Raw genomic sequence first — 21,013 nt, 5'->3', positions numbered from 1 at the left:
CTCACAAACACCTTCCCCTTCCCGCAGAAAAGATGCTAACCCGCCCACCTGTGCGGACCGGTTCCGGGTCGGACTTGCCTTGTCCGGCAGCGGAAATCGCCGCCTACCGATCAGTAGTCGGGTCTTCGCCCTCCGACAGCGCCTCCCACAGCTCCGCGTCCGGATCCTTCGCGGCCTTCTTCCGGCCGGCCGGGGCCTCGTAGCGCGCGCCCAGCTTCGCCATGCGGCCCGCACCCTTGATCGCCAACAACCCCGCGACGAGCATCAGAATTCCCGCCAGCAGCGCCAGTCCGCGCCCGGCGAAGATCTGCCCGGTGGGCGCGCCCTCGGGGAAGCCGCCGAAGCGCCAGCCGTCGATCGCGATCCAGCCCGCGGCGATCCCCGCCAACGCGACCAGCACGCCCAGCACACGGCGCAGCCAGCCGCCCGCGGCGATCAGCCCGGCGACCCCGGCCAGCGCGAGCACGGCCAGCGGCACCAGCGCCACGGACTCCTGCTCGCCGGTGTGCTTGTCCAGCACCATCCCGCGCACGCCCGCGTCACGCAGCTCGGCCGCCCAGACCAGCCGCGAGGAACCCCACAGCGCGGCCGCGGCCAGCAGCAGCGCGGCCGCGACGATCCACAGTGGACGCTTACTGGACGCTGGCGACGTCATCGGCCGGGTCCAGCTTCCGCGGCGGCGCCATGGTCTGCGCGGCGGCGACCGCGGAGAGCACCGTGCGGGCCTTGTTCAGGCATTCGTTGTCCTCGTACTCGGGCACCGAGTCGGCCACCACGCCGCCGCCCGCCTGCACGTACGCGATCCCGTCCCGGATCAGGGCGGTGCGGATCGCGATGGCCGTGTCGGCGTCGCCCGCGAAGTCGAGGTAGCCGACGACGCCGCCGTAGAGACCGCGGCGAGTCGGCTCCAGCTCCTCGATCAGCTCCATCGCGCGCACCTTCGGGGCGCCGGAGAGCGTGCCCGCCGGGAAGCACGCGGCCACCGCGTCGAACGCGGTCTTGTCCTCGGCCAGCTCACCGGTGACGGTGGACACGATGTGCATGACGTGGCTGTAGCGCTCGATGGCGAAGAAGTCGACCACCCGGACGGTGCCGGGCTTGCAGACCTTGCCCAGGTCGTTGCGGCCGAGGTCGACCAGCATGAGGTGCTCGGCGCGCTCCTTCTCGTCGGCAAGGAGGTCCTTGGCCAGCTGCGCGTCCTCCTCCGGGTCCGCGCCGCGCCAGCGGGTGCCCGCGATCGGGTGCGTGGTGGCGCGGCCGTCCCGCACGGTGACCAGCGACTCGGGGCTGGAGCCGACGATGTCGAAGCCGTCCAGCCGCAGCAGGTACATGTACGGGCTGGGGTTGGAGGTGCGGAGCACGCGGTAGATGTCCAGCGCGTCGGCCTGGGTGGGGATCTCGAACCGTTGCGAGGGCACCACCTGGAACGCTTCGCCGGCCTTGATCGCCTCGACGGCCTTCTCCACCGCGGCGAAGTAGTCGGCCTGCGTGCGGCGGCGCTCGAACTCCGGCGCCGGGCGGTCGAAGACGGCGGCGGTCGCGGGGGCCGCGGCGCCGAGCCGCTCGGTCATCTCCTCCAGGCGGCGGACGGCGTCGTCGTAGGCCGCGTCGACCCGCTCCGGGCTGTCGTCCCAGTTGACCGCGTTCGCGATGAGCGTGACCGTGCCCTCGTGGTGGTCCACGGCGGCCAGGTCGGTGGCCAGCAGCATGGTCAGCTCGGGGATGTCGAGGTCCTTCTCGGCCAGCTCCGGCAGCTTCTCCAGCCAGCGCACGGCGTCGTAGCCGAGGTAGCCGACCATCCCGCCGGTCAGCGGCGGCATGCCGGGCAGCGGCTCGGTGTGCAGCGCGGCGACCGTCTCCCGCAGGACGGTCAGCGGGTCGCCCTCGGCGGGCAGGCCCACCGGCGGGGTGCCCTCCCACACGGCCTTGCCGTCCCGCACGGTCAGCGCGGCGGGGCTGCGGACGCCGATGAAGGACCAGCGCGACCACGACTGCCCGTTCTCGGCCGACTCGAACAGGAACGTGCCCGGGCGGTCGGCCGCGAGCTTGCGGTAGACCCCGACGGGCGTTTCGCCGTCGGCGAGCAGCCGACGGACCACCGGAATCACGCGACGACCCTCGGCGAGGGCGCGGAACTCGTCGCGTGCGGGGCTCACCGAACCGAGGCCGCCGTCGGTGGGATTCGCACTGACCATGGGGCCATTGTGCCGCCCGGGTCCGACACTCTTCGCACCGGGCGTTAATTCAGGCTCCGTTGAATTCTGGTCCCGCCCGCGTCATGATGGAGGGGTGAGCACCGCGGAACAGCCTACGCCCGCCAAGCGGCGCGGCCGCCGCCCCGGCGGCCAGGACACCCGGGCCGCGCTCGTGGCCGCCGCGCGCGAGGTCTTCAGCGAGAGCGGCTACGAGGGCGCGACCGTGCGCGCGATCGCCGCCCGCGCCGGCGTCGACGCGGCCATGGTGAACCACTGGTTCGGCGGCAAGGAGGGCCTGTTCGCGCAGGCCGTGCTGCAGCTGCCGTTCGACCCGGTCGAGCTCCTCTCGCAGCTCATGGACGGGCCGGTGGACGAGCTCGGGAAGCGGATCGTGCGGCGGTTCCTGACGGTGTGGGACGCCACCGAGGGCGGCGCGTTCCCCGCGCTGGTGCGCAGCATCGCCAGCCACGACCAGGCCGCGTTGAGCCTCAAGGACTTCCTGATCCGGCACGTGCTGGAGAACGTGGTCGGCCGGGTGTCGCCGGACCGGCCGGAGCTGCGCGCGACGCTGTGCGCGTCGCAGGTGGTGGGCATGGGGATGGCCCGGTACGTGGCGAAGTTCGAGCCGTTCTCGACCACGGACATCGACACCATCGCGGCGGCCGTCGGCCCGACGTTGCAGCGCTACCTGACCGGCGACATCGACTAAGCCTGTTTCATAAGCGGCGGAGCCGTTTGCGGTGGGCCGTCAACCGGCACCGCCGCGGGTGTGAATGGGCGCCGCCGCGCGGAGCGCGTCCGCTGAGGGTGGTGGCGGGCTGGCGGGTGGGCGGTTCCTGGCGAGGACAGCGCCGACGTGGTGAATTGGCATTCATGAGGAGGCGATCCCACAGCCAGGGGCCGCCTCAGGTTCCGCTCCCCGCACCGCCACGCAAGCCACTTCCGTCATCTTCAAGCAGCAGGCGGTCGTCGCTGTCGAAGCAGGTGCGGGTGCCGGTGTGGCAGGCGGGGCCCGTCTGGTCGACGCGCACCAGCAGCGTGTCGGCGTCGCAGTCGAGGCGGACCTCGCGCACGTGCTGCACGTGCCCGGACGTCTCGCCCTTGACCCACAGCTCCTGGCGGCTGCGCGAGAAGTACGTGCCGCGACGGGTGGTCAGCGTGCGCTCCAGCGCCTCGTCGTTCATCCAGGCCACCATCAGCACGTCGGAGGTCGCGTGGTCGACCACGACCGCGCACACCAGGCCGTCGGCGTTGCGCTTGAGCCGCTGGGCCAGCTCGGGTGCCAGGCTCACCTGACCTCGACCCCGCCGTCGCGCAGGGCGTCCTTGACCGCGCCGATCTTCAACTGTCCGAAGTGGAACACGCTGGCCGCGAGCACGGCGTCCGCCCCGGCCCGCACCGCGGGCAGGAAGTGCTCGACCGCGCCCGCTCCCCCGCTGGCGATCACCGGCACGGTGACGACCTTGCGGGTCTTCTCGATCAGCTCCAGGTCGAAACCGGCCTTGGTGCCGTCGGCGTCCATCGAGTTCAGCAGGATCTCGCCGACGCCCAGCTCCTCGCCGCGCTGGGCCCACTCGACCGCGTCGATGCCGGTGCCGCGGCGGCCGCCGTGGGTGGTCACCTCGAACCCGGACGGCGTCGGCTCGGAGCCTTCCGGCACGCGCCGGGCGTCGACCGACAGCACGATGCACTGCGCGCCGAAGCGGCGGGACGCCTCGCGCAGCAGCTCGGGCCGGGCGATCGCCGCCGTGTTGATGCTCACCTTGTCCGCGCCCGCGCGCAGCAGGCGGTCGACGTCGTCGCAGGCACGCACACCGCCGCCGACGGTCAGCGGGATGAACACCTGCTCGGCGGTGCGCCGGACCACGTCGAAGGTGGTCTCGCGGTTGCCCGAGGACGCGGTCACGTCGAGGAAGGTCAGCTCGTCGGCGCCCTCCGCGTCGTAGGCCCGCGCCAGCTCGACCGGATCGCCGGCGTCCCTGAGGTCGGCGAAGTTGACGCCCTTCACCACCCGGCCCGCGTCGACGTCCAGACACGGGATCACCCTGACCGCTACACCCATGCCACCAGGGTAGATGTTCCCTAGAGTGGCGTGGGTGTGGTGGGGGTTGCTGTGCGCGGTGGCCGCCGCGGTCGCCTACGGGGTCGCGTCCGTGTTCCAGGCCGTCGCGGCCCGCGCGGTGGACGACGGCGGGTCCGGGGTGGACCCGCGGCTGCTCGTGCGCGTGCTGCGGCAGTGGCGGTACGTGCTCGGGCTCGGCCTGGACGTCGTCGGGTTCGTGGCGCAGCTGGTCGCGTTGCGGGTGCTGCCGCTGTTCGTGGTGCAGGCCGCGCTCGCGGCGAGCCTCGCCGTCACCGCCGTGGCGGCGCTCACGCTCGGCGTGCGGCTGTCCGGCCGGGAGTGGGGCGCGATCGCGCTGGTGTGCGCGGGGCTGGCGCTGCTCGGCGTGTCCGCGCGGAGCGAGGGTTCCGAGCCGGTGGGCACGGCGTTCCACGTCGCCCTGCTCGTGGCCGTCGCGCTGCTGGCGGTCGCGGGCTGGACCGTCGGGCGCGCTCCCGAGCACATCCGCACACCGGCTCTCGGGCTGGTCTCCGGGTTGTGCTTCGGCGTGGTCGCGCTGGCCGGGCGGGTGCTGGACGCGACGGGCGTCATCGCGGTGCTGACCGATCCCGCCACGTACGCCCTCGCCGCGGCCGGGGTGCTCGCGATGCTGTTCTACGCCTCGGCGCTGCAGCGCGGCAGCGTCACGACGGCCACCGCGCTGATGGTGGTCGGCGAAACGGTGGTCCCGTCGCTGATCGGCGTGGTCCTGCTGGGCGATTCGACGCGGGCCGGGTTCGCGCCGGCGGCCGTGGCCGGGTTCGTGGTCGCGGTGGCGGCGGCGCTGGCCCTGGCCCGGTTCGGCGAGGTCGACAGTCCACAGCGGACACCGGTGCGGCGCTGATCACGCTACCGTTGGGGGCATGTCGGATTTCGAGCGCATCGCCGCCGAGAAGTACCTCCTGTTGACGACGTTCCGCAAGAACGGCACGCCCGTGCCGACGCCGGTGTGGGCCGCCGGGCACGACGGCGAGCTCGTCGTGTGGAGCGACCGGACGGCGGGCAAGGTCAAGCGGATCCGCAACAACCCCGAGGTCACGCTGCAGGGCTGCGACTTCCGCGGCCGCGAGACCCACGGGCCGGTGGTGACCGGGCAGGCCCGGCTCCTGGACGACGCGGCGACCGAGCGGGCGCGCTCGGCGATCGCGCGCAAGTACGGCGTGGTCGGTCAGGTGACGATGTTCTTCAGCAGGCTGCGGGGCCGCCAGAAGACGATCGGCCTCGCGATCAAACTCGCGGGCTGACCGCGTCCAGGGCCTGCGGCAGCGTGAACGCGCCCGCGTAGAGGGCCTTGCCGATGATGGCGCCCTCGACGCCGTCCGCGGCGAGGCCGGCCAGCGCGCGCAGGTCGTCCAAACTGGACACCCCGCCGGAGGCGATCACCGGCGCGTCGGTGCGGGCGGCGACCTCGGCGAGCAGCTCCAGGTTCGGACCCTTGAGGGTGCCGTCCTTGCTGACGTCGGTGACCACGTAGCGCGAGGCGCCGTCGCGGTCCAGGCGCTCCAGGACCTCCCACAGGTCGCCGCCGTCGCTGGTCCAGCCGCGGCCCTTGAGCCGATGGCCGTCCTCGGTGATGCGCACGTCCAGGCCGATCGCGACGCGGTCGCCGTAGGTGGCGACGACCTTCGCGGTCCACTCCGGATCTTCGAGCACGGCGGTACCCAGGTTCACCCGGCGGGCGCCGGTGGCGAGCGCGGCCTCCAGCGACGCGTCGTCGCGGATGCCGCCGGACAGCTCGACCTGCACGTCCAGCTCGCCGACCACGCGGGCGATCAGTTCCTTGTTGTCGCCCTTGCCGAACGCGGCGTCGAGGTCGACGAGGTGGATCCACTCCGCGCCGTCCCGCTGCCAGGCGAGCGCCGCGTCGAGCGGGCTGCCGTAGGAGGTTTCCGTGCCCGCCTCGCCCTGGACGAGACGCACGGCCTGGCCATCGGCCACATCGACGGCGGGAAGGAGGGTGAACGTCACGCGGCCACTATAAGGAGCAACGGCGCTCAGCTGCCCGGAGGGTGGGACTGGTCAGAGGCTGCGCAGCCAGTTCTCCAGCAGGTGGGCGCCCGCGTCGCCGGACTTCTCCGGGTGGAACTGCGTCGCCCACAGCGGGCCGTTCTCCGCGGCCGCCACGAAGTCCTCGCCGTGGTGCGCCCACGTCACCTTGGGCTGCTGGCCGGGCAGGCCGGAGTCGAGCTGCCAGCTGCGGGCGGCGTAGGAGTGCACGAAGTAGAACCGGGCGTCCGCGTCGAGGCCGGCGAACAGCTGCGAGTCCTCCGGCGCTCGGACGGTGTTCCAACCCATGTGGGGGACGACGTCGGCGTGCAGGCGGTCGACCGTGCCGGGCCACTCGCCGGTGCCCTCGGTCTCCACACCGTGCTCGACGCCACGCTCGAACAGGATCTGCATGCCCACACAGATGCCCAGGACGGGACGACCGCCGGCGAGACGGCTGCCGATGATCTTCTCCCCGCCCACGGACAGCAGGCCCGCCATGCAGGCCGCGTAGGCGCCGACGCCGGGGACGACGAGGCCGTCGGCTTCCAGCGCCGCATGCGGGTCGGCGGTCACCTCGACCTCGGCGCCGACGCGGCGCACAGCGCGCTCAGCGGAGCGCAGGTTCCCCGATCCGTAGTCCAGAATCACGACGCGAGCCACCTGACCAGTCTAGAGGCTTCGCGTGGGTGGTTCCGCCGGGCGGCTCGGAGGCGTTTGATTGCGGCAGGCGGGGGAAGGCTGCGGGAGGGCGCCGCGGTAGGGAGTGACGATGTCGTCGCAGAGCGAAGCCCACGGGTCCGGTGAGCTGGCCAGGGAGCTGGCCAAGACGCTGGACGAGCTGGACAGCGGCCGGCTGGGCCCGGACGAGGTGCGCGAGCTGCTCGAAGGGCTGACCACGCTCGCCACGGCGGTGACGCGCGTGCTCGACGACCTGCGGGCGTGCCCGGTGCTGCGAGAGCGGGAGCACGAACTGGGGCTGCTCGCGTTCCAGACGATCCGCAGCAAGCTGGAACAGGCCGCCGCGGCGGCCGAAGACCTGCAGGTGAGCGCCGAGGCGCTGTGCCGGCTGCTGCCCGAGCACACGCCGGAGGATTGAGCCGGCGGGTGCCACGGCTCGCGAGTTCCGAGGCTGCTGCGCGGACGGCAACGGCGGCGGGGCGGCAGCGGCGGGGCCGGTGCCGCCACCGGCGCGGCAGGCAGCAGCAGCGGCGCGTGCGGCGCAGTGGGCAGCAGCGCCGCGACCACTGGCCCGCCGGGCAACGGCACGCGGGGCGGCCCAGCCGCCAGGCCGCCGGCGCACCGGCAGGCGGCACGGCCGGCGCCAGCGGGACGGGCGCAGGTACCAACCGGCCAGGCCACCCGCCCGGCTGGCGCAGCCACCCACACCCGCCAGGCTGGCGCAGCCACCCACCCGCCAGGCCAACCACCGGGCTGGCGCAGCCACCCACGCCCGCCAGGCCAACCACCGGGCTGGCGCAGCCACCCACCCGCCAGGCCAACCACCGGGCTAGCGCAGCCACCCACCCGCCAGGTGCCGGGTCAGCGCCGGCAGTCCGTGTGGGTGAAGCCCGCTCGGGTGGTTCTGGGCCTCCACTTCGTCCGCTCAGTCCGGGCGCAGGAAGGCCTTCAGGGCGGCCGCGATGCTCGCCTCGTCGAGGGCGTGCGCCAGGTCATGGTCGGTGACGTCGCCGTACCTGCGCACCTCCGCGTCCCGGCGGGTGCCCAGTGCCCGGAGGCGGTGCGGGACCTCCACGAGGGCCTCGCTGACCTGGTGGGCGGACGTGCCGGCCAGGTACGGCTCGACCAGCACCACATCCGCCACGCCCGTCTCGGCCACCGCCGCGCGCAGGGTCGCGGCGTCGAAGGGGCGGACGGTCTTCGCGTAGAGCACCGTCACGTCCAGGCCCTCGGCCGCGGCCAGCACGCGGTCCAGCATCGGGCCGACCGCCAGCACGACCCCGCGCCCGCCCCGGCGCACCACCTGCAGACCCGGCCCCGGGCGTGGGCGCGCGTTCGACTGGCCGCTCAGGCGCAGGTACACCGTGCCGTCGCCGGGCAGCGCGTCGCGCAGCAGCGACACCGCCTCGTCCGGGTGCCCTGGCACGTGCACGGTCCAGCCCGGGATCGTGTCGATGAGCGCGACGTCCCCCGGCGACTGGTGGGTGCGGCCGGCGGTCGACATGTCGTACGAACCGCCCCACGAGACGAGCACCGCGCCCGCGCCCTGGTGGGTCAGGTCCAGCTTGACCTGCTCGTACGGCCGCTCCACGAGGAACGACGGGAACGTGTGCACCACGGGCCGCATCCCCGCCAGCGCCAGCCCGCCCGCGACGCCGATCAGCGCCTGCTCCCGGATGCCGACGTTGATGACCCGCTCCGGGTGCCTGCGCCGGGCGGCTTCCAGCGACGCGGCGGAGATGTCGGCAAGCACGACCGCGACTCGCGGATCCTCGTCGAGCACTTGCTCCATTGTGGACAGGAAGGTCTCCCGCATTCCGCTCATGGCTCAGCTCCCCTTCGGTTCGACGACGGCGACCACGCACAGCGGCCGGTCCTGGTGCGGCGTGGTGAACGCGGCGTGCAACGCGTCGTGGTCGCGGCCGTCGACCGTGCGCGTGGCCCAGCCCTCGACCGCGAAGCGCTGCGCGATGCCGCCCGGCCAGCCGTGCGTCGCCGACTGGTTGTCGACCACCACCGCGGTCAGCTGGGCCATCGACGCCCGTCCGGCGAGCGCGATCGCCTCGTGGTTGGAGCCCTCGTCGAGCTCGGCGTCCCCGGTCAGCACCACCACCTTCGGTTCCGTCAGGCCCTGCGCGCGCAGCCCGAACACCGTCCCGACGCCGAGCGCGAGCCCGTGCCCCAGCGAGCCGCTGGAGATCTCCACGCCGGGCACGAGCGTCCGGTCCGGGTGGTAGCCCAGCCTCGACTCGCTGCCCGCCCAGCCGGCCAGTTCCGCGGGGTCGAGAAACCCCTTCGCCGCCAGGACCGCGTAGTAGGCCATCGGCCCGTGGCCCTTCGACAACAGGAACCGGTCGCGGGCCGGATCGTCCGGCGCGTCGGGCGACACGTTCAGCACCCGGTCGTACAGCACCCACAGCACATCTACTGTGGACTCCGCCGCGCCGGAATGCTTCTCGTCGCCGCGCATGGCGTCGATCAGCGCCGGCAGGTCGGCGTAGCCCATCCCCCTGGTCGTGTTTTCCATGCTTCGACCGTGCAACCTCGACTTAAGTCGAAGTCAAGGCTAGGCTGGCGCCGTGACCAAGCTTGCCGACCACCTGACCATTGGCCAGGTCGCGGAGCGCAGCGGCGTGCCGCACACGGCGCTGCGCTTCTACGAGGACCGGGGCCTGATCACCTCCGAGCGCTCGGCCGGGAACCAGCGCCGGTACCCGCGATCGGTGCTGCGCCGGATCGCATTCATCCGGGCGGCGCAGCGGGTGGGGCTCAGCCTCGAGGAAATCCACGACGCGCTGTCCACCCTGCCACGCGACCACGCCCCGACGAAGGCCGACTGGGCCCGGCTGTCCCGCGGGTGGCAGGACGAACTCGACGCCCGGATCGACGCCCTGCAGCGGCTGCGCGACCGGCTGACGGGTTGCGTCGGGTGCGGGTGCCTGTCGTTGCGCGTGTGCGGGCTCTACAACACCGACGACCGGATGGCGCAGTACGGCCCAGGCGCGCGGGGACTCAAGCCGGCCACCGAGGGCGGCGCGTAGTCGGCCCGACGGGTCGCGCGCAGTCGGCCAGCGACGGTGGCGCGCAGCCAGCCAGCGACGGTGGCGCGCAGCCAGCCAGCGAGGGTGCCGCGCAGCCGGCGAGGGTGCCGCGCAGCCGGCGAGGGGTGCTTGATTTCGGGAGTGCCGGGGCATCGCCTCCTTCTGTTGACCGCAATACGGGGATGACGGGTGGTCTCGGCTGCAGCCGGGCGCGGGGAGCCAAGTCGGCCCGGGATGGCGCTCAATCAGCGCGGTGGGTGCACGTCGCGGGAGCCCCGGGATGGCGCCCAATCAGCGCGATGAGTGCACGTCGCGGAAGCCCCGGGATGGCGCCCAATCAGCGCGATGAGTGCACGTCGCGGAAGCCCCGGGATGGCGCCCAATCAGCGCGATGGGTGCACGATTTCGCGGGAGTGCCGGGACACCACCGGATTGAGGTCCGCGAGACGGGAGCTGGCGCTCAAGTCGGCGAGCCGCGGGCTCGCCCGGGAGCGTCAGGCCTGCCCCACATCGAGCAGGGCCTCGTCGAGCCGCGGCGGACTCCGGCGCATGGTGGGGGCGTACCGGAGCTCGTCGCGGCGCCGAGGGCGGCCGGCACTCCGCAGTCGCAGTTCACGGCGCGTCTTCGGAACATCCGGTCGAGCGCGACGACACCTGGCGCACGCAAGCCGCGCCAGCGTCGCGTCCACCGCAGCGTGCCGTCGCAGCCGAAATCGGCCAGCAGGCGGCTCACGTAGCAGCTCAGGCATTCCCGTTCCTGCGGCTCGGTCCACAGGTCGAGCAGGCCGGCGTTCGTCATCGGACCCTCCTTCGGTTCGTGCTCCCTGACTACCAGCGGCCTCCGACAAAAACCTTGCGCCGCCTCACCCGATCGTGCGCAACTGGAAACAACATGGACGAAAGAACGATCATCCGGGTGTCCAAGCGGCTGTCCCGGCACCTGCGGCACGAGCCCGGCGCGATCGGGCTGGCCCTCGGCCCCGGCGGCTGGGTCCCGGTCACCGAACTGCTCGCCGCGCTCGCCCGCCACGGGCTGCCGCTCTCCCGCGCACAACTGGACGAAGTCGTGGCGGACAACGACAAGCGCCGCTTCGCCTTCGACGAGACCGGGACGCTCATCCGGGCCAGCCAGGGGCACACCGTGGACGTCGACCTCGGCCTGCCGGACGCCGACCCGCCCGCCACCCTCTTCCACGGCACCGCCGAACGGTTCCTGCCCGCCATCCTCCGCGAGGGCCTGCGCCCGCGCTCCCGCCACGACGTGCACCTTTCGAGCGACACCGAGACCGCCGTCCGCGTCGGCTCGCGGCACGGCAAACCCGTCGTGCTGGTCGTCGACGCTGCCGGAATGACCCGCGACGGCCACCGCTTCCAGGTGAGCGCGAACGGCGTCTGGCTCACCCGTGCGGTGCCTCCGCAGTACCTGAGCCGTCACTGACCGATCACAATGAACGGGTGCGGATCAGGCCAGCCGATGTCACCGACGCCGTAGCCGTCTACACCCTGCTGGACCAGTCCGCCGGCGGACAACCACGGCGGGCGGCGTTCGACCACCACTATGAGCAGCTCATCGCGGCGATGACCTACGACGACACCGACTTCCTGGTGGCCGACACCGACGGCGAGGTCGTCGGCTACGTGCTGGCCGCCCGGGTCCTGTCGCTGCACGCCGGCGGCCCGGTCAGCCACCTGCTGGAACTCGTGGTCGCGCAGGCGCACCGACGGCAGGGCATCGGCGCGATGCTCGTCGACGCGGTCGTCCGGCGAGCGCGGCGCGCCGGGGCCGTCGAAGTGCACGTCATCGCCAGGCACATCCCCGGCTACTTCGAGCGGCTGGGCTTCGCCGAGACCGCGACCTGCCTGACACTGCCGCTCTCCTGAGTCAACCGCGCCGGCGGGGCCTGCCGAGCAGCTTGCGCCCCACCTCGAGCAGCGACTCGCGCAGGGTGTCGTCGTCGTAGTGCGCCAGGTCGGGCGAACCGCCGGCCAGCGCGATTCCGGCGACGGCGGCGTGCGCGGCGACCACCCGCGCCGGATCGGGATCGGGGCCGGTCAGGATCGTCATCATCCCGACCATGCAGCTCTCCTTGCCGAAGAAGTGCTTCTCCAGCGCCCGCGCCACCCCGGGGTCGCTGGAGAACAACGCGACCAGCGCCCGGTGCCGCACCACGAGGTCCACGAACCCGGCCAGCATGTGGTCGATACGCGCGCCCGGCCTGCGCTCCCGCTCCGCCTCCCCGACGATCGACTCCAGCTCGCGCAGCCCGGGCTCGACCACGGCTTCGGTGATCTCGTCCTTCGTCTTGAAGTGGTAGTACACCGCGGCCTTCGTGACGCCGAGCTCGTCGGCGATCATCTGCAGCGACGTGCCCTCGACCCCGTGCGCGGTGAACAGCCGCAATGCCGTGGCGAGCAGGCGGGTGCGGGTGTCTTCGTGTCCGGCCACGGCTGCCATCGACTGGTGAACCTCCTCGTCAGCAGCCGAAGAGTACGCGACCCGAAATCCTCGGGCAAACGTTTGAGGCGCTAGCCGTGCGGCTAGTCACACACTAGCCGATCGGCTTGGAGCTCCACTTGCCGATCGGCTAGCTTGAGTATCACCGGATCGGATGTCACTCGACTGAATTGGAGCCGAGTACGTGGCCACCCTGCTCTACCGCCTAGCCCGGTTTTCGTTCCGCCGGCGCTGGCTCGTCGCGAGCGTCTGGACGGCGGTTCTGCTCGTCCTGGGCGGCGGCGCGCTGACGCTGTCCGGCCAGATGTCGAACTCGGTGACCATCCCGGGCACCGAGGCGCAGCAGGCCATCGACCACCTCAAGGACAAGTTCCCGCAGGCAGCGGCAGGCAACGCGACCGCGCGCGTGGCGATCGAGGCGCCGGACGGACAGGCGCTCACCGACCCGGCCGCCCGCGCGACCGTCGAGGAGATGGTCGGCAAGATCAAGACCGCGCCCGGTGTCGCGATGGTCGCCGACCCGTACCAGGCCAAGACGATCTCCGCGGACGGCCGCATCGCCATGGCCCAGGTGAGCTACAAGGTCCCGGCCCCCGAGGTGACCGACAGTGACCGCGAAGCGCTCAAGTCAACCGCCGACGCGGCGAAGAGCGCCGGTTTCACCGTCGAATTCGGCGGTGACGCGATCCAGGGCGTGCCCGCCACGGAGGCCACCGAGGGCATCGGCGTGATCGTCGCGGCCATCGTCCTGGCGATCACCTTCGGCTCGATCGTCGCCGCCGGGCTGCCCCTGCTGACCGCCCTCATCGGCGTCGGTGTCGGCATGGCCGGCGTGATGACCGTGTCCGGGTTCGTCGACCTGAACTCCAACACCCCGATCCTCGCGCTGATGCTCGGCCTCGCCGTCGGCATCGACTACGCGTTGTTCATCGTCTCCCGCTACCGGCACGAGCTGGCCGAGGGGCACGATCCGGAACTGGCCGCCGGGCGCGCGGTCGGCACCGCGGGTTCCGCCGTGGTGTTCGCCGGCCTGACGGTGATCATCGCCCTGGTCGGGCTCACCGTCGTGGGCATCCCGATCCTCGGCCAGATGGGCGTCGCGGCCGCCGGGACCGTCGCCGTCGCGGTCCTCATCGCCCTGTCGCTGCTGCCCGCGCTGCTCGGCTTCGCCGGCCGCAAGGTCGTCGGCAAGCACGCCCGTCCGAAGCAGAACGGCAAGCCCGCGATGGGCGAGCGCTGGGCCCGATACGTCGGACGGCACCGCGTCCCGGTGCTGGTGACCGCGGTGGTCGGCCTGCTCGTCGTCGCGATCCCGGCGCTGAGCATGCAGCTCGGCCTGCCCACCGACGCCACCGCCGCGCCCGACTCGACCCAGCGCAAGGCCTACGACCTGATCAGCAAGGGCTTCGGCGAGGGCACCAACGGCCCGCTGATCGTCGTCATCGACTCCGCCGACGCGCCCGACCCGCGCCTGGCCGCCACCGAGGCCACCGACTCGATCTCGCGCCTGCCGGACGTCGCCGCGGTGACGCAGGCGCAGTTCAACGCCGAGGGTGACACCGCGCTGGTCACCGTGATCCCGAAGAGCGGTCCGAGCAGCGAGGCGACCGAGCAGCTCGTCGCGAGCATCCGCGACCAGTCCGACCGCCTGTCCGGGGCCACCGGCGCGAAGCTGTCGGTGACCGGTCAGACGGCGCTGCAGATCGACGTGTCGGAAAAGCTGGCCGGCGCGATGCTGCCCTACCTCGGCCTCATCGTCGGGCTCGCGTTCCTGCTGCTGATGCTGGTGTTCCGGTCGATCATCGTGCCGCTGAAGGCGACGCTGGGCTTCCTCGGCTCGGTCGTGGCGACCTTCGGCGCGGTGGTCGCGGTGTTCCAGTGGGGCTGGCTCACCGACCTGCTCGGCGTCGACTCGACCGGCCCGATCATGAGCATGCTGCCGATCCTGCTGATCGGCGTGCTGTTCGGCCTCGCGATGGACTACCAGGTGTTCCTGGTGACCCGGATGCGCGAGGACTACGTGCACGGCGCGGACGCCCGCGACGCCGTGGTGAGCGGGTTCAAGCACGGCGCCCGGGTCGTGGTCGCGGCCGCGCTGATCATGATCAGCGTGTTCGCCGGGTTCATCGCGGCCGAGCTGTCGCTGATCCAGTCGATCGGGTTCGCGCTGGCGTTCGGCGTCCTGGTGGACGCGTTCGTGGTGCGCATGACGATCGTGCCCGCGGTGATGTCGCTGCTCGGCAAACACGCGTGGTGGCTGCCGAAGTGGCTGCACCGCGCGCTGCCGAACGTCGACGTGGAGGGCGAGAGCCTCGCCAAGCACCTCGACGAGCGCCGTGAACTGGAAGGCGCGCGGAGCTAGGAAACCAGCCAGGCGATCGCGCCGCCGACGGCCAAGAGTGCCGCGACCAGCAACAGCATCGCGAGCACCTTGGCCGTCTTCCACGTGCTGTACACGCCGCCGACCAGGAAGCCGCCGAGCGCCAGCAGCAGCACGGCGACCAGTTCCTTGCTCACAGGACACCCTTCGTCGACGGGATGCCACCCGCGCGCGGGTCCGGCTCGGTGGCCGCCCGCAGCGCACGCGCGACCGCCTTGTACTGGGCCTCGGCGATGTGGTGCGGGTCGCGGCCGTGGATGACGCGGACGTGCAGCGCGATCTGCGCGTGGAACGACAGCGAGTCGAACACGTGCCTGGTCAGCACGAACGGGTAGTTGCCGCCGATGGTGAACGTGTTGAACTGCTCCGGCTCGCCGACGTGCACGCAGTACGGGCGGCCGGACACGTCGATCGCGGCGTGCGCGAGTGTCTCGTCCATCGGGATCCACGCGTCGCCGAAGCGGCGGATGCCCGACTTGTCGCCCAGCGCCTGGCGGATCGCCTGGCCCAGCACGATCGCGGTGTCCTCGACCGTGTGGTGCGCGTCGATCTCGATGTCGCCGGTCGCGTCGACCTTCAGGTCGAGCGAGCCGTGCACGCCGAACGAGTTGAGCATGTGGTCGTAGAACGGGACCCCGGTGGACACCTCCACCTGCCCGGTGCCGTCCAGGTCGACCACCACCGTGATCGAGGACTCCTTCGTGGTCCGGGAAACCTTGCCGACGCGGCTCACCGCGGGACCTCCTTGCTCGCCGCCAGGAAGGCGTCGTTCTCCTCCGGGGTGCCGACGGTCACCCGCAGGTGACCCTCGATGCCGACGTCACGGATCAGCACCCCGTTGTCCACGTAGGCCTGCCAGCTCGCCCGCGCGTCGGCGAAGCGGCCGAACAGGATGAAGTTGGCGTCGCTGGGCACCGGCGTGAAGCCGAGGCCCAGCAGGCCCTCGACGACGCGCTCGCGCTCGGCCGCGAGCTTGGCGACCGAGGCCAGCGTCTCGTCCGCGTGCCGCAGCGCCGCCCGCGCGGCCGCCTGCGTCAGCACCGACAGGTGGTAGGGCAGGCGCACCAGCTGCAGCGCGTCGATCACCGCCGGGGCGGCCGCGAGGTAGCCGAGCCGCCCGCCGGCGAAGGCGAACGCCTTGCTCATCGTGCGCGACACGATCAGCTGCGCCGGGTAGGCCTCGATCAGCTCGACCGCGCTGCGCTGCGACGAGAACTCCGCGTAGGCCTCGTCCACCACGACGATGCCCGGCGCGGCACGCAGCACCAGCTCCAGTTCGTCGAACGGGATCGAGCCGCCGGTCGGGTTGTTCGGGCTGGTCACGAACACGACGTCGGGCTTGCGCTCGGCGACGATCCGCGCGGCGGCCTCGGTGTCGAGCGTGAAGTCGTCCCGCCGGGGCGTCGCGACCCAGTCGGTGCGGGTGCCCGCCGCGATGATCGGGTGCATCGAGTACGACGGCTCGAAGCCGAGCGCGCTGCGGCCGGGACCGCCGAAGGCCTGCAGGATCTGCTGCAGCACCTCGTTGGACCCGTTGGCGGCCCACAGGTTCCGCTCGGTCAGCGGCACGCCCGTCGCGCCGGACAGGTACGCCGCGAGGTCCTGGCGCAGGGCGATCGCGTCGCGGTCCGGGTAGCGGTGCAGGCCAGCGGCGGCCTCGCGGACGGCCTCGGTGACGTCGTCGACCAGGGCCTGCGGCGGCGGGTACGGGTTCTCGTTCGTGTTGAGCCGGACCGGGACGTCCAGCTGCGGGGCGCCGTAGGGGCTGCGGCCCCGCAGGTCCTCGCGCAGCGGCAGGTCCTCGAGACGGACGTCGTCGGAACTCACTCGGCTCCTCCCGGGAAGCGGGCGGTGACCGCTTCCCCGTGTGCGGGCAGGTCTTCGGCGTTGGCGAGCGCGACGACCTTGCCGGCCACCTCGCGCAGCGCCTCCTCGCTGTAGTCGATGACGTGGATGCCGCGCAGGAAGCTCTGCACGGACAGCCCCGACGAATGGCGCGCGTAACCGCCGGTGGGCAGCACGTGGTTCGACCCCGCGCAGTAGTCGCCGAGCGAGACCGGCGCGTACGGGCCGACGAACACCGCGCCGGCGTTGCGCACCCGGGCGGCGACGGCCCGCGCGTCGGCCGTCTGGATCTCCAGGTGCTCGGCCGCGTAGGCGTCCACCACCCGCAGCCCCTCGTCCACAGTGGACACCAGCACGGTGCCGGACTGCTTGCCGCGCAACGCCTCGCCGATGCGCTCGGTGTGCTTGGTGGCGGCGACGCGGCCGGCCAGCTCCCGGTCCACGGCGTCGGCCAGCTCCTCCGACGTGGTGACCAGCACGCTCGCGGCGAGCGGGTCGTGCTCGGCCTGGCTCACCAGGTCGGCCGCCACGTGCACCGGGTCGGCCGTCTCGTCGGCCAGGATCGCGATCTCCGTCGGACCCGCCTCGGAGTCGATGCCGATCAGGCCGCGCAGCAGGCGCTTGGCCGCGGTCAGGTAGATGTTGCCGGGGCCGGTCACCAGGTCGACCGGGACCAGCTCGGCGCCGTCGGTGTCGGTGCCGCCGTGGGCCATCAGCGCCACGGCCTGCGCGCCGCCGACCGCCCACACCTCGTCCACGCCCAGCAGCGCGGCGGCGGCCAGGATCGTCGGGTGCGGCCTGCCGCCGAACTCGGCCTGCGGCGGCGAGCACAGCACCAGCGAGCCGACGCCCGCGACCTGAGCCGGGACGACGTTCATCACCACGCTCGACGGGTAGACCGCCAGCCCGCCGGGGGCGTAGAGGCCGACGCGCTCGACCGGCACCCAGCGCTCGGTGACCGTGCCACCGTCGGCGACCGTCGTGGTCACGTCGGCCCGCCGCTGGTCGGCGTGCACCTTGCGGGCGCGCTCGATCGCCTCCTCCAGCGCGGCGCGCACCGCCGGGTCCAGCGTGGTCAGCGCGGCCTCGATCTCCGCGCGCGGCACGCGGACGCTCGCCGGGCGCACGCGGTCGAACCGCTCGGTGTACTCCAGGACCGCCTCGACCCCGCGCTCGCGGACCGCCTCGACCACCGGGCGGACCTGATGCAGCGCCGCGTCCACGTCGATCTCGGCACGCGGGAGCGTGGCTCGGAGTTCGGTGGCGGACAGCACGCGTCCACGCAGGTCGATGCGGTTCAACATGGGTCTAGGGTACGAGTTGGAACGTTGACGACGACCAGGGAGGTAGCCCGTGCTCCGGATCGGCTTGTGCCAGCTCACATCGAGTGCCGAGCCCGCGGAGAACCTCGCCCCGATCCGCGAGGGCGTGGCGCGCGCGGCAGGTGAGGGAGCGCGGGTCGTGGTGTTCCCGGAGGCGGCGATGGCGCGGTTCGGGGTGCCGCTCGGGCCGGTCGCCGAGCCGCTCGACGGGCCGTGGGCCAAGTCGGTCGCCGCGATCGCCGACGAGCACGGCGTGCTGGTGGTGGCCGGGATGTTCACGCCGCACGAGGACGGCCGGGTGCGCAACACCCTGCTCATCACCGGGCTCGGGCACCACACCGGCTACGACAAGATCCACCTCTACGACGCGTTCGGCTTCCGCGAGTCCGACACGGTCGCGCCGGGCGCCTCACCGGTGACCGTCGAGGTCGACGGCGTGACGCTGGGCTTCGCGACCTGCTACGACGTGCGGTTCCCGGAGCTGTTCCGGGCGCTGGCCGACCGGGGCGCGTCCGCGGTCGTGCTGCCCACGTCCTGGGGCGCGGGCGAGGGCAAGCGGGACCAGTGGGAGGTGCTGGTGCGGGCGCGGGCGCTCGACTCCGGCTGCTGGGTGCTGGGCTGCGGCCAGGCCGACCCGGCGGCGTCCGGCGTCGAGGTGAACCCGAAGGCGCCGACCGGCATCGGGTATTCGACGGTGGCGGACGGGTTCGGGCGCGTGCACGCCCAGCTGGGAGCGGGGCCGGAGTCGGTCGTCGTGGACATCGACCCGGAGGTCGCGGAGAAGGCCCGCAACGCGACGGGGGCGCTCGCCAACCGCCGGCTCTGAGGTGAGCGGCTACCCGAAGCCGCACGACCCAGAAGCTCTGCGGCGCAGGCCGTCATGTCCGACCTGCTGGTCGCCGGGCTGCCGCCGGCCCCGGCGCGGTGGGTAGCACCGGAGCGCAGGTGGTGGTGGACAAGCTGGGTTGCCGCGGGTCGTGGCCACTTGGCACCACCACTTCATCCTCACCACGGCCACCGATCGTGGAAGCGATGCAGGACGCGATGCTGAAGATCACTCTCCACCGCGGGTCACGAGGTGGAGAGGGAAACGACGAACGACTACGCGCCGCACGACCTCGTGGTGACCGCCCGGAAGCAGCCGACCTCGTGGCGGGACTGGTTCACCACCAGTTCGAGGAGCGCCAAGCGCGCTCGCGTGCGAGGCAGCACGGCTTTAAGCCATGCCCTCCTCGATGGCCAGCCGGGTCAGTTCCGGGCGCCGGCGGCGGCCCGTCTTGTCGCGGATCCGGTCCAGGTACGAGCGGACGGTGCGGACGCTGATCGACATCGCCTCGGCGATGTCGGCGTCCCGCTCCCCCGCGGCGACCAGCGACAGCACCTGCCGCTCGCGGTCGGACAGCACGCTGCCCACCCCGGCCCGCGGGCGCGTCGAGTCGAGCAGGAACGACGCCAGCGTCGGCGACACGTAGGAGTTGCCCGCGGCGATCTCGCGGATCGCGTGCAGGATGTCGTCGCCGTCGGCGTCCTTCGACAGGTACCCCCGCGCGCCTGCCGAGATCGCGCCCAGCACCTCGTCCTGGCCGGCGTGCGCGGACACCACCAGCACCTTGTGCCCCATCCGCACGACCTCCTGCACGGCCTGCGAGTCGGTCACGCCACGCAGCTTGAGGTCCAGCACGACGACGCACCCGGCCGGTTCGTGGCTGCTCGCGAACGCGGCGACGGACTCCGCGACGGGTCCCAGCTCGATGTCCCGCGCCTCGGAGAGCACGTTCGCCACCGCGTAGCGGTACAGCGGGTGGTCCTCGATCACGCCGACCCGGATGGGCCCGCCCTCGCTCGCGGCCATGGGACCTCACTCCCTGTGGGCATTTTTCCCGGCAGCGAATACCGGTTCCCCGTTTATTCTGTACCAGGATCAAGGAGAAGCGAGTTGACCGCTGCCGACGCGGGGGTCTCCGCCGGTGGCGGGACCGCACCCGAAGCACCCCGGCCCCGCCGGTTCACCGTGGCGCCGTTCGTGCTGCCCATCGGGTTCGCCCAGATCGCGGTCTGGGAGTCCGCGCTGGTCGCGACGCTGCTGGCGGTGCACGACGTGCTGCCGGCGAAGCTCGTCGTGACCGTGCTGGCGCTGCTGGCGATCGCCTCCACGTCCGTCCGGTTCGCGGGACGGCACCTGGCGGGCTGGGCGCTCACCTGGGTGTCCTACCGGCTGCTGCAGCACGACGAACGCCGCCAGGCCGCCGACCCGCTGCGCGTGCTCGCCCACGACTTCCGGCTGCGGCAGCACGTCGACCGCGCCGGGAACCGGTTCGGGGTCGCCGGGGTCGGCGACGGCTGGACCACGGTGATCCGGTTGCGCGAGGGCGTGGAGCCGGACGTGGCGAAGGTGCTGGACCTGCTGCGCGCCGCGTGCGACAACCCGGAGATCCCGCTGGCCGGCGCCCAGCTGCTGGTGCGGACGAGCTTCGGCGAGCGGACGTACCTGGTCGCGGTGCGGTACCGGGCGAGCGAGGCGCCGCTGGCGGCGCTGGCCCGCGGCGGCGGTGAGGCGGGCGAGCTGCGGGCGACGACCCGCGCGGCGCTGGCGTTGATGGGCGCGCTCGCGAAGGCCGGGTACGGCAGCACGCTGCTGGAGGCCGGCGAGCTGGCGACGGAGCTGCGCGCCACCCTCGGCGCCGACACCCCGGCGCCGGTGACGGACGGCTGGCGGTCGTGGTCGGCGGGCGGGACCGCGCAGGCCGGGTTCGTCCCGCTGACGCGTGAGGACGTGCCCGTGCTGCTGACGTCGACGGCTCGCGGCGCGGCGCTGACGGTCGCCTCGTTCACGTTGCGCCGCAACCGCTTCGGGCGGCTCGTGGAGGAGGTCACGCTGCGGCTGGCGCGCTACGCCGGGACGCGGCGCCCGCCCCGGACCCGCGACCTGGACGTGCCGGTCGTGCCGCTGTACGGCAGGCACGCCGCCGCGGTGCGGCGCACGCTGCCGCTCGCGTTGCCGGGCTGA

General features: G+C 72.7%; 25 protein-coding genes. 10 read left to right on the top strand and 15 right to left on the bottom strand.

Translation table 11 applies throughout. The features are described from left to right. Positions 1-103: 103 nt before the first annotated feature. On the bottom strand, positions 104-655 hold the full coding sequence (locus ABZ193_RS11635) for a Trp biosynthesis-associated membrane protein (protein ID WP_020419684.1): 552 nt from the start codon (positions 653-655) through the stop codon (positions 104-106). Further along, positions 633-2,195 carry an anthranilate synthase component I gene (locus ABZ193_RS11630; RefSeq protein ID WP_020419685.1) on the bottom strand — a complete coding sequence of 521 codons (1,563 nt, stop codon included), beginning with the start codon at positions 2,193-2,195 and terminating at the stop codon, positions 633-635. Before ABZ193_RS11630 ends, ABZ193_RS11635 begins: the two co-directional genes overlap by 23 nt. Positions 2,196-2,289: 94 nt before the next feature. On the opposite strand from ABZ193_RS11630, the gene ABZ193_RS11625 reads away from it, so the two are divergent. Beyond that, positions 2,290-2,904: a TetR family transcriptional regulator gene (locus ABZ193_RS11625; RefSeq protein WP_020419686.1), complete on the top strand. Its 615-nt coding sequence runs from the start codon at positions 2,290-2,292 to the stop codon at positions 2,902-2,904. Between the two features lie 196 nt (positions 2,905-3,100). On the opposite strand, the gene hisI is transcribed toward ABZ193_RS11625, so the two are convergent. Further along, positions 3,101-3,487 carry a phosphoribosyl-AMP cyclohydrolase gene (gene hisI, locus ABZ193_RS11620; RefSeq protein ID WP_020419687.1) on the bottom strand — a complete coding sequence of 129 codons (387 nt, stop codon included), beginning with the start codon at positions 3,485-3,487 and terminating at the stop codon, positions 3,101-3,103. Next, positions 3,484-4,257, bottom strand: coding sequence for an imidazole glycerol phosphate synthase subunit HisF (gene hisF / locus ABZ193_RS11615; RefSeq protein ID WP_027936114.1), 774 nt, complete (start codon positions 4,255-4,257; stop codon positions 3,484-3,486). The genes hisI and hisF overlap by 4 nt, the downstream gene beginning before the upstream one ends. A gap of 34 nt (positions 4,258-4,291) precedes the next feature. On the opposite strand from hisF, the gene ABZ193_RS11610 reads away from it, so the two are divergent. Next, entirely contained in the window at positions 4,292-5,140 is an 849-nt protein-coding gene (locus ABZ193_RS11610) for a DMT family transporter (RefSeq protein WP_354709778.1), read from the top strand. 19 nt (positions 5,141-5,159) lie between these two features. Continuing rightward, positions 5,160-5,540: a PPOX class F420-dependent oxidoreductase gene (locus tag ABZ193_RS11605; RefSeq protein WP_354709777.1), complete on the top strand. Its 381-nt coding sequence runs from the start codon at positions 5,160-5,162 to the stop codon at positions 5,538-5,540. On the opposite strand, the gene priA is transcribed toward ABZ193_RS11605, so the two are convergent. Continuing rightward, positions 5,524-6,264: a bifunctional 1-(5-phosphoribosyl)-5-((5-phosphoribosylamino)methylideneamino)imidazole-4-carboxamide isomerase/phosphoribosylanthranilate isomerase PriA gene (gene priA, locus ABZ193_RS11600; RefSeq protein WP_020419691.1), complete on the bottom strand. Its 741-nt coding sequence runs from the start codon at positions 6,262-6,264 to the stop codon at positions 5,524-5,526. The genes ABZ193_RS11605 and priA overlap by 17 nt on opposite strands. A gap of 51 nt (positions 6,265-6,315) precedes the next feature. Further along, on the bottom strand, positions 6,316-6,945 hold the full coding sequence (gene hisH, locus ABZ193_RS11595; protein WP_037323030.1) for an imidazole glycerol phosphate synthase subunit HisH: 630 nt from the start codon (positions 6,943-6,945) through the stop codon (positions 6,316-6,318). A 109-nt stretch (positions 6,946-7,054) separates the two neighbouring features. Between hisH and ABZ193_RS11590 the strand changes: the two genes are divergently transcribed. Continuing rightward, positions 7,055-7,381, top strand: a complete 327-nt coding sequence (locus ABZ193_RS11590; RefSeq protein ID WP_235716187.1) for a hypothetical protein — start codon at positions 7,055-7,057, stop codon at positions 7,379-7,381. Positions 7,382-7,888: 507 nt separating this feature from the next. On the opposite strand, the gene ABZ193_RS11585 is transcribed toward ABZ193_RS11590, so the two are convergent. Together ABZ193_RS11585 and ABZ193_RS11580 are read right to left on the bottom strand one after the other, a co-directional pair. Further along, a complete protein-coding gene (locus ABZ193_RS11585) occupies positions 7,889-8,788 on the bottom strand; it encodes a transketolase C-terminal domain-containing protein (RefSeq protein WP_354709775.1) in 900 nt (299 codons plus the stop codon). Positions 8,789-8,791: 3 nt separating this feature from the next. Then, complete coding sequence (locus ABZ193_RS11580; RefSeq protein WP_354709774.1) at positions 8,792-9,490, bottom strand: transketolase; 699 nt, start codon at positions 9,488-9,490, stop codon at positions 8,792-8,794. Between the two features lie 52 nt (positions 9,491-9,542). Here ABZ193_RS11580 and soxR point away from each other — a divergent pair, with 52 nt between their 5' ends. Beyond that, positions 9,543-10,004 (top strand): redox-sensitive transcriptional activator SoxR, encoded by a 462-nt coding sequence (soxR, locus tag ABZ193_RS11575; protein ID WP_020421831.1) that lies wholly within the window; start codon positions 9,543-9,545, stop codon positions 10,002-10,004. 460 nt (positions 10,005-10,464) lie between these two features. On the opposite strand, the gene ABZ193_RS11570 is transcribed toward soxR, so the two are convergent. Then, positions 10,465-10,803, bottom strand: a complete 339-nt coding sequence (locus tag ABZ193_RS11570; RefSeq protein ID WP_354709773.1) for a DUF2695 domain-containing protein — start codon at positions 10,801-10,803, stop codon at positions 10,465-10,467. A gap of 93 nt (positions 10,804-10,896) precedes the next feature. Between ABZ193_RS11570 and ABZ193_RS11565 the strand changes: the two genes are divergently transcribed. Next, positions 10,897-11,442 carry an RNA 2'-phosphotransferase gene (locus ABZ193_RS11565; RefSeq protein WP_354709772.1) on the top strand — a complete coding sequence of 182 codons (546 nt, stop codon included), beginning with the start codon at positions 10,897-10,899 and terminating at the stop codon, positions 11,440-11,442. A 17-nt stretch (positions 11,443-11,459) separates the two neighbouring features. Further along, positions 11,460-11,885: a GNAT family N-acetyltransferase gene (locus ABZ193_RS11560; protein WP_020421833.1), complete on the top strand. Its 426-nt coding sequence runs from the start codon at positions 11,460-11,462 to the stop codon at positions 11,883-11,885. 1 nt (position 11,886) lies between these two features. Here the strand turns inward: ABZ193_RS11560 and ABZ193_RS11555 are convergent, their stop codons facing one another. Next, on the bottom strand, positions 11,887-12,459 hold the full coding sequence (locus tag ABZ193_RS11555) for a TetR/AcrR family transcriptional regulator (RefSeq protein ID WP_020421834.1): 573 nt from the start codon (positions 12,457-12,459) through the stop codon (positions 11,887-11,889). A gap of 184 nt (positions 12,460-12,643) precedes the next feature. Here ABZ193_RS11555 and ABZ193_RS11550 point away from each other — a divergent pair, with 184 nt between their 5' ends. Beyond that, complete coding sequence (locus ABZ193_RS11550) at positions 12,644-14,821, top strand: MMPL family transporter (RefSeq protein WP_354709771.1); 2,178 nt, start codon at positions 12,644-12,646, stop codon at positions 14,819-14,821. Here ABZ193_RS11550 and ABZ193_RS11545 read toward each other — a convergent pair. Genes ABZ193_RS11545 through hisD form a run of 4 tightly spaced genes read right to left on the bottom strand, consistent with a single transcriptional unit; the run spans position 14,818 to position 17,988 of the window. Further along, complete coding sequence (locus ABZ193_RS11545) at positions 14,818-14,976, bottom strand: hypothetical protein (protein ID WP_017984024.1); 159 nt, start codon at positions 14,974-14,976, stop codon at positions 14,818-14,820. The two genes, ABZ193_RS11550 and ABZ193_RS11545, sit on opposite strands and share 4 nt — an antisense overlap. Further along, positions 14,973-15,572 carry an imidazoleglycerol-phosphate dehydratase HisB gene (hisB, locus tag ABZ193_RS11540; protein ID WP_017984025.1) on the bottom strand — a complete coding sequence of 200 codons (600 nt, stop codon included), beginning with the start codon at positions 15,570-15,572 and terminating at the stop codon, positions 14,973-14,975. Before hisB ends, ABZ193_RS11545 begins: the two co-directional genes overlap by 4 nt. Further along, a complete protein-coding gene (locus ABZ193_RS11535; protein ID WP_354709770.1) occupies positions 15,569-16,666 on the bottom strand; it encodes a histidinol-phosphate transaminase in 1,098 nt (365 codons plus the stop codon). Before ABZ193_RS11535 ends, hisB begins: the two co-directional genes overlap by 4 nt. Further along, positions 16,663-17,988, bottom strand: a complete 1,326-nt coding sequence (gene hisD, locus ABZ193_RS11530) for a histidinol dehydrogenase (RefSeq protein WP_020421837.1) — start codon at positions 17,986-17,988, stop codon at positions 16,663-16,665. The genes ABZ193_RS11535 and hisD overlap by 4 nt, the downstream gene beginning before the upstream one ends. A gap of 49 nt (positions 17,989-18,037) precedes the next feature. Here hisD and ABZ193_RS11525 point away from each other — a divergent pair, with 49 nt between their 5' ends. Further along, complete coding sequence (locus ABZ193_RS11525) at positions 18,038-18,832, top strand: carbon-nitrogen hydrolase family protein (RefSeq protein WP_027934814.1); 795 nt, start codon at positions 18,038-18,040, stop codon at positions 18,830-18,832. Positions 18,833-19,222: 390 nt separating this feature from the next. Here ABZ193_RS11525 and ABZ193_RS11520 read toward each other — a convergent pair whose 3' ends face one another. After that, positions 19,223-19,858, bottom strand: a complete 636-nt coding sequence (locus ABZ193_RS11520) for a response regulator transcription factor (RefSeq protein WP_020421839.1) — start codon at positions 19,856-19,858, stop codon at positions 19,223-19,225. Between the two features lie 84 nt (positions 19,859-19,942). On the opposite strand from ABZ193_RS11520, the gene ABZ193_RS11515 reads away from it, so the two are divergent. Next, a complete protein-coding gene (locus ABZ193_RS11515) occupies positions 19,943-21,013 on the top strand; it encodes a type VII secretion protein EccE (RefSeq protein ID WP_020421840.1) in 1,071 nt (356 codons plus the stop codon).

Origin of the sequence: Amycolatopsis sp. NPDC006125 (assembly GCF_040614195.1) — a bacterium.
In the GTDB taxonomy this organism is placed as follows: Bacteria; Actinomycetota; Actinomycetes; order Mycobacteriales; family Pseudonocardiaceae; genus Amycolatopsis_E; species Amycolatopsis_E tucumanensis.
The sequence above is the reverse complement of the archived record's forward strand: the minus strand, read 5'-3'. Positions and strand labels throughout refer to the sequence as shown.